9 protein-coding genes are annotated in these 7,303 nt (G+C 71.3%); 3 read left to right on the top strand and 6 right to left on the bottom strand.

The annotated features are described in order from the left end of the window. Window positions 1-43: 43 nt before the first annotated feature. Both EXE52_RS15765 and EXE52_RS15760 read right to left on the bottom strand, forming a co-directional pair. Window positions 44-964 (bottom strand): Dam family site-specific DNA-(adenine-N6)-methyltransferase, encoded by a 921-nt coding sequence (locus EXE52_RS15765; protein WP_049930977.1) that lies wholly within the window; start codon window positions 962-964, stop codon window positions 44-46. Window positions 965-1,110: 146 nt separating this feature from the next. Next, entirely contained in the window at window positions 1,111-1,410 is a 300-nt protein-coding gene (locus EXE52_RS15760) for a hypothetical protein (protein ID WP_049930975.1), read from the bottom strand. A 333-nt stretch (window positions 1,411-1,743) separates the two neighbouring features. Here EXE52_RS15760 and EXE52_RS15755 point away from each other — a divergent pair, with 333 nt between their 5' ends. Continuing rightward, complete coding sequence (locus EXE52_RS15755; RefSeq protein ID WP_049930974.1) at window positions 1,744-2,031, top strand: hypothetical protein; 288 nt, start codon at window positions 1,744-1,746, stop codon at window positions 2,029-2,031. Between the two features lie 92 nt (window positions 2,032-2,123). Here the strand turns inward: EXE52_RS15755 and EXE52_RS15750 are convergent, their stop codons facing one another. Then, window positions 2,124-3,167, bottom strand: a complete 1,044-nt coding sequence (locus EXE52_RS15750) for an NAD(P)/FAD-dependent oxidoreductase (protein WP_089308561.1) — start codon at window positions 3,165-3,167, stop codon at window positions 2,124-2,126. Between the two features lie 66 nt (window positions 3,168-3,233). Next, entirely contained in the window at window positions 3,234-3,731 is a 498-nt protein-coding gene (locus EXE52_RS15745) for a universal stress protein (RefSeq protein ID WP_086217012.1), read from the bottom strand. A 284-nt stretch (window positions 3,732-4,015) separates the two neighbouring features. Between EXE52_RS15745 and EXE52_RS15740 the strand changes: the two genes are divergently transcribed. Beyond that, entirely contained in the window at window positions 4,016-5,350 is a 1,335-nt protein-coding gene (locus EXE52_RS15740) for an OFA family MFS transporter (RefSeq protein WP_089308562.1), read from the top strand. A 39-nt stretch (window positions 5,351-5,389) separates the two neighbouring features. On the opposite strand, the gene EXE52_RS15735 is transcribed toward EXE52_RS15740, so the two are convergent. Then, window positions 5,390-5,803, bottom strand: coding sequence for a hypothetical protein (locus tag EXE52_RS15735; protein WP_049930965.1), 414 nt, complete (start codon window positions 5,801-5,803; stop codon window positions 5,390-5,392). Further along, window positions 5,800-6,408 carry a class I SAM-dependent methyltransferase gene (locus tag EXE52_RS15730; protein WP_089308563.1) on the bottom strand — a complete coding sequence of 203 codons (609 nt, stop codon included), beginning with the start codon at window positions 6,406-6,408 and terminating at the stop codon, window positions 5,800-5,802. The genes EXE52_RS15735 and EXE52_RS15730 overlap by 4 nt, the downstream gene beginning before the upstream one ends. An 84-nt stretch (window positions 6,409-6,492) precedes the next feature. On the opposite strand from EXE52_RS15730, the gene EXE52_RS15725 reads away from it, so the two are divergent. Continuing rightward, window positions 6,493-7,257: a pirin family protein gene (locus EXE52_RS15725; RefSeq protein ID WP_089308564.1), complete on the top strand. Its 765-nt coding sequence runs from the start codon at window positions 6,493-6,495 to the stop codon at window positions 7,255-7,257. Window positions 7,258-7,303: the final 46 nt, after the last annotated feature.

Below are 7,303 nucleotides of genomic sequence, written 5' to 3'. Positions count from 1 at the left end.
GAGCGGACGCGTGGCGGAGTCAGGGGAATCGGTCGCGCCGTTCTCAGTATCTTGAGAGCTCTCGCTGGCCGGCCTCGCAACGCTCGGCCGGCGGGACGTTGGTCGCGACGATCTCGTCGACGGCGCCGCGGCTCTCGGCGTCGCTGTTAATCGCGCGGGTTGCGTCCTCGCGGTCGACGCGGAACCCCGCGTCGACGTAGGCGTCGTACATCACGCCGCTGTTCGAGAGCACGACCCACACGCCGGCGTCGTCGAGGTCGGCGGCCACGTCGAGCAGGCGCCGCTGGTCCTCGCGGTCGAACCCGGACGCGCTGTACTCGTTGAAATTCGCGGTCGCGCTCATCGGCTCGTAGGGGGGATCGAAGTAGACGAGGTCGCCCGGCTCGGCGGCGTCGAGGACGTACGCGAAGTCGCCCTGCCGGACCTCGACGTCGGCGAGCAGGTCGCTCGCGCGCCGGATCCGGTCGCGCTGGACCCAGTCGGGGTCGGCGTACCGACCGATCGGGACGTTGAACCCGCCGTCGGCGTTCTCGCGGTAGAGGCCGTTGTAACAGGTCCGATTAAGGTACAAGAGCAGGGCGGCCTCCGCCAGCGGGTCGAACTCGCCCTCGTACGGCCGGCGGTTGAACCGCGCGCGCTGCTGGTAGTAGTACGAGTCCACGTCCCGGCCGCGCGCCGTCTCCTCGGCGTACGGGAGGGTCGGGTCGGGGTCGCTCTCGGGGTCGTCGAACGACGCGAGCCGGGCGATCAGCTCCTCGGGGCGGTCGCGAACCTGCTCGTAGAAGTTCACCAGCCGCGGGTTCGCGTCGTTGACCGTCGCGCGGGCGGGCTCTAAGTCGAAGAAGACGGCCCCGCCGCCGACGAACGGCTCGTGGTACCGGCCGAACTGGGCCGGGAAGCGGGCGTACAGCTGGTCGAGCAGCTGGCGCTTCCCGCCGGCCCACTTCAGGATCGGCTCGGCCATCGCTGTCGGGTGTCGCCCGCGCCCGGGGATAAACGTCTCGGGCCGCGTCCGCGGCAGTCGCTCTCGGGCCGCCACGCGCGCTCGACCGTCCCGCCGGAGCCGCCGACAGAGCGGTCAGCCGTCGGAGCGATCGGTCGGCGGAGCGGTCAGTCGTCGGAGGGCTCGCCGTCCGGCATCGGGAGGTCGTCGACGTGAGCCGCGGCCTCCTCGAAGTTCGGGCCGGGTTCGATGGTCCCGGCCTCGCGGTCCCACTCGATGTAGCCGGCCGCCTCCAGCGCCGGGAGGTGCGTCTCGCGGAGTTCGGCGGCGATCTCTTCGGCCCGCCCGCGCACGCGGAGGTCCGCGACGGTCTCGACGGCCTCGTCTGCGAGACCGGCGACCACGCGCCTGCGCTCCGGCGCCGCGACGACGACCGTCGGATCGGTGGTGGGTGTGTCGAGTGTCATCGTGTCTGTCCGTATCTACGGAAGTCGGTGGAGCGGAATAAAAGCACCGCCGACCCGTCGCACCACCGGAATCGCCGCCGGGGAGACGAGCCGCCCGCCGCCGAGACCGCGACCGCCGTCCGTCTCTGTCGAGGCCCCGGCGATCGGAGTCGTCGACGCGGACGACGGGACTCCTCACAGAAATATGAGAAGTGTACCAACGAGTAGCATGGTACGACTTACACCGCATTAACGACCGTTTCAGTTGATTTACGGATATGTGACATGGTACCGTTTCTCAAAACCTATTTGGAAAGTGAAAGTTTTTAGTCGCCCGAGCGTGTACAGTGAGATATGTATCAAGGCTACATCACGCCGGCCGAGGAACACCGACCGATCGGCTCGGGCTCGCCGCCGGGCAGCCGCTCGCCGCTGGGGACGCTCGCGTTCCTCGCGCTCGTCGTCGCACCGTTCGTCGCGTTTTCCTACCCCGTCGCGACCGTCGCGGTCCTGACCGGCACCGTCGCGCTCGCCGTCCTCTCGCGGTCCGTCCTGCGGACCCTGCGCCGGCGCAGCGGTCGGGTCCAGACGTTCACGCTCCCCGGGCTGGGGACCGTCGAGTACCGCATCACGACGAACTGACGCCGCCGCTCGGCGCGCCGTCGAACCGCTTCACAAACCGACCACTTCTCCGGTGACAGCGCCTCGGACCGGCCGACGCCGTCTCCGCCCTCTCAGATCCGATACGCGACGCGCTCGCCGACGTCGAGCCCGTTCGCGATTGCGGCGTGGAGCCGTCCCTCGCCCGCGACCCAGTCGCCGAGCAGGTACAGCCCTGCGTCGCGGGCCGAGTCGACGGGGCCGCCGTCAACGCCCACCTCGGGGAGCGCATAGCGCCACCCCTGGTGGTCCGTCCACGCGGGGTCGGCCAGCCGGTCGTCGCCGATGATGTCGGCGGCGTGGTCGGCGAGCGCGGCGACGTTCCCCGCGGGGTCGTCTTCGTAGTGCTCGGTCGACCACGCGCCGTTCGCCTGGACGACGAGCAGCGTCTCGCCGTCCGGGACGTGCCCGGCCTTACACTCCTCGCGCGAGATCCACCCGACCGCGTGCTCCTTGTCGGTGTTCACGAGCGCGTAGTAGGGCACGTCGAGTTCGAACGGGTAGCGCAACACCGCGGTCCAGACGCTGCCGTACTCGACCCCGCCGACAGCGTCGACCAGCGTCTCGCGGAGCGGGTCGTCCCACTCAGCCGTCCGGAGCAGCTCCGCGGTCTGGGGGGCCGGCGGGTTCATGAGGAGGCGGTCGAACGGCCCGTGCGTCTCGCCGTCCGCGTCGTCGAGTTCCCACGCGTCCTCGGCGCTCGTCCGTCGAACCGTCTCGACCCGGGTGCGCCGGTGGACCGTGGCGTCCGTGCGGCCGAACAGCCGCTTCGCGATCTGTGTGAGCCCCCGCCGGTAGCTCCACTTGTGCTCGTCGGCGTCGCGGCCCGGGGACACCGCCCCGTCGACGTCGAAGGTGTACACCGGCTCCGTCACCTCGACGAGCCCCTCGTCGTCGAGCGTCTCGGTGATCAGCTCGACGACGCGGTCGTCGTCGCTCTTCAGGTAGTTCGCCCCGTAGTCGTACGTGAGGTCGTCGTGGCGGCGGGTCGCCGCGCGCCCACAGAGGCCGCCCGACTTCTCCAGCACGGTCACGTCCGCCTCCGGCACGGTCCGGTCGATGACGAACGCCGCCGCGGCCGCCCCCGCGCCCGCGCCGACGATGCCTACGTCTGTCACACCGATCGTTGGGGCCGGGCCCACTTAACCGGTCGCGTGCGGCGCCTCCGATGGCGCGAGACGGGCTCAGCCGTCGTCCGGTCCGACGACCATGACCGGGACGTCGGCGCCGCGCCGGACGCGGGCCGGGACCGGGTCGGGACGGAGGAGCCGGTCGAGCCCGGTCCGGCGCGCGGAGCCGACAACCACGAGGTCGGCGTCGTGCGCGGCGGCGAAGTCGACCGCCTCCCGGTGGGTGGTCCCGTAGCGGAACCACTTCTCGACGTCGACGCCGACCGCGGCGCCCGCGTCCTCGGCGGCCTCGACGAGCTCCTCGCCGGTCCGCTCGCGGCGCTCGACGACCACGTCCCACGCCTCTGCCGTGTCGACGACGTACAGCGCGTCGACGACCGCTCCGTGCGTCGCCGCGAGGTCGACGGCCGTCGACACCGCCGCCCGTCCGGCCGGATCGTCGGTCGCGACGACCAGCACGCGCTCGAAGCGTCCCGTCGCTGCGGCGTCGGCGTCCGGAGACACGGCCGCGGTCTCGCCCGTCGCGTCGGTGGCGTCGATATCGGTGGACATGAATTGCGAAAAAGGTCGGATAGCTACCGACCTGTTGTTCGGATTTCGATAAGATCTGGCTGTTCTTAACATTTTTCGACAGGATAAACGATTATCATAATTTATTTGTCGGGGGCCGCGGACCGACCCCAACGACGCGTTTTAGTCGGCGAGCGCGGTGGGTGGAAACGAGACGGCCGCAGCGGGTCGGCGGGGAGTCGACGGGGAGTCGGCAGCGCGCCGCGGTCCGACGAGGGACGGAGACCACATGACACAGACCGACAGCACGCGGACGACGGACGACGATGGCTGAGGACGAGTCGGCGGAGGCGGCCGCCGAGGAGGGGGCGGCGGGCGGCGTCGACTACGCCGCGCGCGCGGCCGACATTCTCGGGTTCTCGCGATGGTGGCAGATCGCCGCTGCGGCCGGGATGATGGCGGCGGTGAGCCCGTACCAGTACGTCTGGTCGTCGATCGAGCAGCCGCTCGCGAACAGCCTCGACATCGCGCTGCCGGCGCTGGGCGCGGTGTTCTCGTTTTACGTGGTGTTCCAGTCGCTCTCGCAGTTCCCCGCGGGCAAGTGGCGAGACAGCCGCGGCCCGGGGACGCTCACGTTCCTCGCGGCGATCCTCGCTGGCGGCGGGTACATCGGACTGGCGTACGCGACGAGCCTCTGGCAGCTGTACCTCCTGTACTCGCTCGGCGCGGTCGGCGTCGGCATCGTGTACACCGTCGCGGTCAACACCGCGGTCAAGTGGTTCCCCGACCGCACGGGGCTGACGACCGGCGTCGGGACGATGGCGTTCGCGGCCGGAAGCGCCCTCGTCGTCCCGTACGTCCGGGCGAACGCGACCGTGGCGGGGTACGGCGACGTGCTCCGCAACATCGGGATCGGAATCTTACTCGTGACGCTCGTCGGGTCGTTCCTCCTCCGTGACCCGCCGAAAGACTGGCTGGACCGGACGGACGACGCCGACGGCGGGGACGGCGACGAGGGGCTCGCGGCGTCGATCCGCGGCCGCGACTACTCGACGCGCGAGATGCTCTCGACGTGGCAGTTCTGGCTGCTGTACGCGATGTTCATCGCGATGGCGAGCGCGGACCTCCTCGTGATCGCCAACGTGGTCCGGTTCGCGGAGAACTTCGGGCTCGCGGCGCTGATCGCGACGCTCTCCGCGACGCTCCTCCCCATCGCCGCCGGGGTGTCGCGGCTGATCCTCGGCGAGGCGACCGACCGGTTCAGCCGCAAGCGCGTGATGGCGGGCTCGTTCCTCCTCGCCGGGCTGTTCCGGGTCGGGCTGGTGGCCGCCGGCGAGGCCGGTAACGGCGCGGTCTTCGTCGCGTTCGTCCTCGGCGCGATGTTCTTCTCCTCGCCACTGTACGTCTACTTCCCGTCCCTGCTGGCCGACTACTACGGCTCGGCCAACTCCTCCGGCAACTACGCGGTCCTGTACACCGCGAAGGTCGGCGGCGGCGTCTTCTCCGGCACCGTCGCCGGCTACCTCGTCGCGACGCTCGGCTGGACGCCGACGTTCGCCCTCGGCGGTGCGCTCGCGGTCGCCGCGGGACTGGCGGTGTTCGTCCTCCGGCCGCCGAGCGGCTCGGGGCTGGAAGCGGCCGAGTCGGCGGCGGCGGACTGACCGGGGCCGCCGTCGGTCCCGGCTCCTGTTCCGGGCCGGCTACGCTCCCGTCCGCGCCGCGCGACGGACCCCGAGCGACCAGAGCCCGACCGCGACACCCCCGGCCGCGAGCGCCGCGTTGACGCCGGCCGGTTCGAGGCCGAAGGGCGTGAACGCGGGCGCCACGGCGGCGTGGAGCAGGAACCCGACGCCGAACGCGGCGGCGGTTCGACGCGGCCCCCACGCCCGCGAGTCGGGCCGTCGCTCCGTCGCGGCGGAGACGCGGTCGCCGGAGGCGACGACGAGGTGGCCGACGGCGAACACGACCCCGAGGGCGACCGAGCCGGCGAGGTCGACGGGGACGCTCGTCGCGAAGGCGCGGTACCAGTAGACGTGCGCGAGGCGTGCGGCCGCGCCGAGCGCCAGCGCGAGTCCGATGTCGACGACGGCGGCCGCGGCGCGGCGGGGGGTCACGGGAGCGTTCCGACCACGGCGTAGAAGGGGTCCTGACCCGGGCGCTCCGCGATCCGGTCCGTCACGTCGAAGCCGCCGGCGTCGAGGTACCGCTCGACGAGGTCGGCGCGCTCGTCCATCGAGGCGGCCCGCCACGCGCGGACGGCCTTCGTCGGGAACATCCGGTTCGAGAAGCTGACGACTATCGTTCCGCCGGGCGCGAGGACCCGGGCGAACTCCTCGAACACGGGGCCGGGGTACTGGAGGTACTGGACCGACAGCGCACAGCAGACGGCGTCGAACGCGTCGTCGGCGAACGGGAGCGACTGATCTTGGTTGAAGTTGCGCACGACGAACTCGTCGAGCCGGTCGTTCTCGGCCAGCTCGGCCTCGTTGAGCCCGTGACCGACCACGCGCTGGTAGTCGGTGTCGGGCAGGTGCGAGACCCAACTGCTCATCGCGTCGAGGACGCGGTCGTCGGGATCGGTCACGGACGCGTACAGCGCGGTCAGCCGGTCGAGGAACGCGTCGTCGGCGTGGGTGACGAACCGCGGGTCGGCGTAGAACGTCCCGTCGGGGCGGTCGTCCCGCTTGCGCCGGTCGCGGTCCGAGAGGACGGTCGTCACGATATCGGATCGAGGGGCGCGGGGAGTAAGAGGGCGTCGCCCCCACCGGACGGCTTTTGCTCGACGGGACTTTACCGGCTGGTAATGGATTCCGCCGCCGCGGCCGACCGCGACCTCTTCCCCGCGCCTCGCTCCGAGGTCTTTCGAGATCAGGGCAAGTTCCGCACGCGATTCAACTTCCCCGGGCGGAACCTCCCGGACCACGACGACCACGGGTACGGCCCGCTCTCGACGGTCGTCGAGTCGTTCATGGACCCCGGCACGCTGATCCGGATGCACCAGCACCGCGACGAGGAGATCGTCTCGTGGGTGCCCGCGGGGGTGATGCGCCACGACGACCGCGAGGGGAACGAACTCGTCACCGACGCGGAGCACCTCCTCGTGATGAACGCCGGATCGGGCTTCTGGCACGCCGAGGAGACACTCGCGGACGACCCGCCGCTCCGGATGCTCCAGATATTCGTTCGCCCGCACGACCTCGGTCTGGAGCCCGGGATCCAGCACGGCCCGCTCCCGGACCCCGAACCGGACGAGTGGCGTCGCGTGTTCGCGCCCGCGGGGTCGGACCACCCGTTCACCGTGCGCAACGCGGTCGACTGCTACGACGTTCGACTCGACGCCGGCGCGGGCGCGACGCTCCCCGACGTCGAGGGGCGGGACGCCTACGTGTACGTCTTCGAGGGGTCGGCCGAGGTCGGCGACGCCGCGCTCTCGGAGACGGAGAGCGCCCTGTGGACCGGCGAGGGCGCCCCGCCGACCGTGACCGCGGGCGACGAGGGCGCGACCGTCGTGGCGTTCCTCGTCGACCCCGACGCGCCGGTGACGCGGCAGGGGACGATCGGGCGGTAGCGACGGCGGCAGGGAAACGGGTTTCACCGGGGGGCGCGACGCCTCC

The organism is Halorubrum sp. CGM4_25_10-8A (assembly GCF_005435025.1).
GTDB lineage: Archaea > Halobacteriota > Halobacteria > Halobacteriales > Haloferacaceae > Halorubrum > Halorubrum ezzemoulense.
This window is presented reverse-complemented; position numbering and strand designations above follow the sequence as displayed.

What these genes read in the sequence shown, in the direction of transcription:
- EXE52_RS15765 (WP_049930977.1), bottom strand. Translation starts at nt 964, where the DNA reads ATGGCCGAGCCGATCCTGAAGTGGGCCGGCGGGAAGCGCCAGCTGCTC.
- EXE52_RS15760 (WP_049930975.1), bottom strand. Translation starts at nt 1,410, where the DNA reads ATGACACTCGACACACCCACCACCGATCCGACGGTCGTCGTCGCGGCG.
- EXE52_RS15755 (WP_049930974.1), top strand. Translation starts at nt 1,744, where the DNA reads ATGTATCAAGGCTACATCACGCCGGCCGAGGAACACCGACCGATCGGC.
- EXE52_RS15745 (WP_086217012.1), bottom strand. Translation starts at nt 3,731, where the DNA reads ATGTCCACCGATATCGACGCCACCGACGCGACGGGCGAGACCGCGGCC.
- EXE52_RS15740 (WP_089308562.1), top strand. Translation starts at nt 4,016, where the DNA reads ATGGCTGAGGACGAGTCGGCGGAGGCGGCCGCCGAGGAGGGGGCGGCG.
- EXE52_RS15725 (WP_089308564.1), top strand. Translation starts at nt 6,493, where the DNA reads ATGGATTCCGCCGCCGCGGCCGACCGCGACCTCTTCCCCGCGCCTCGC.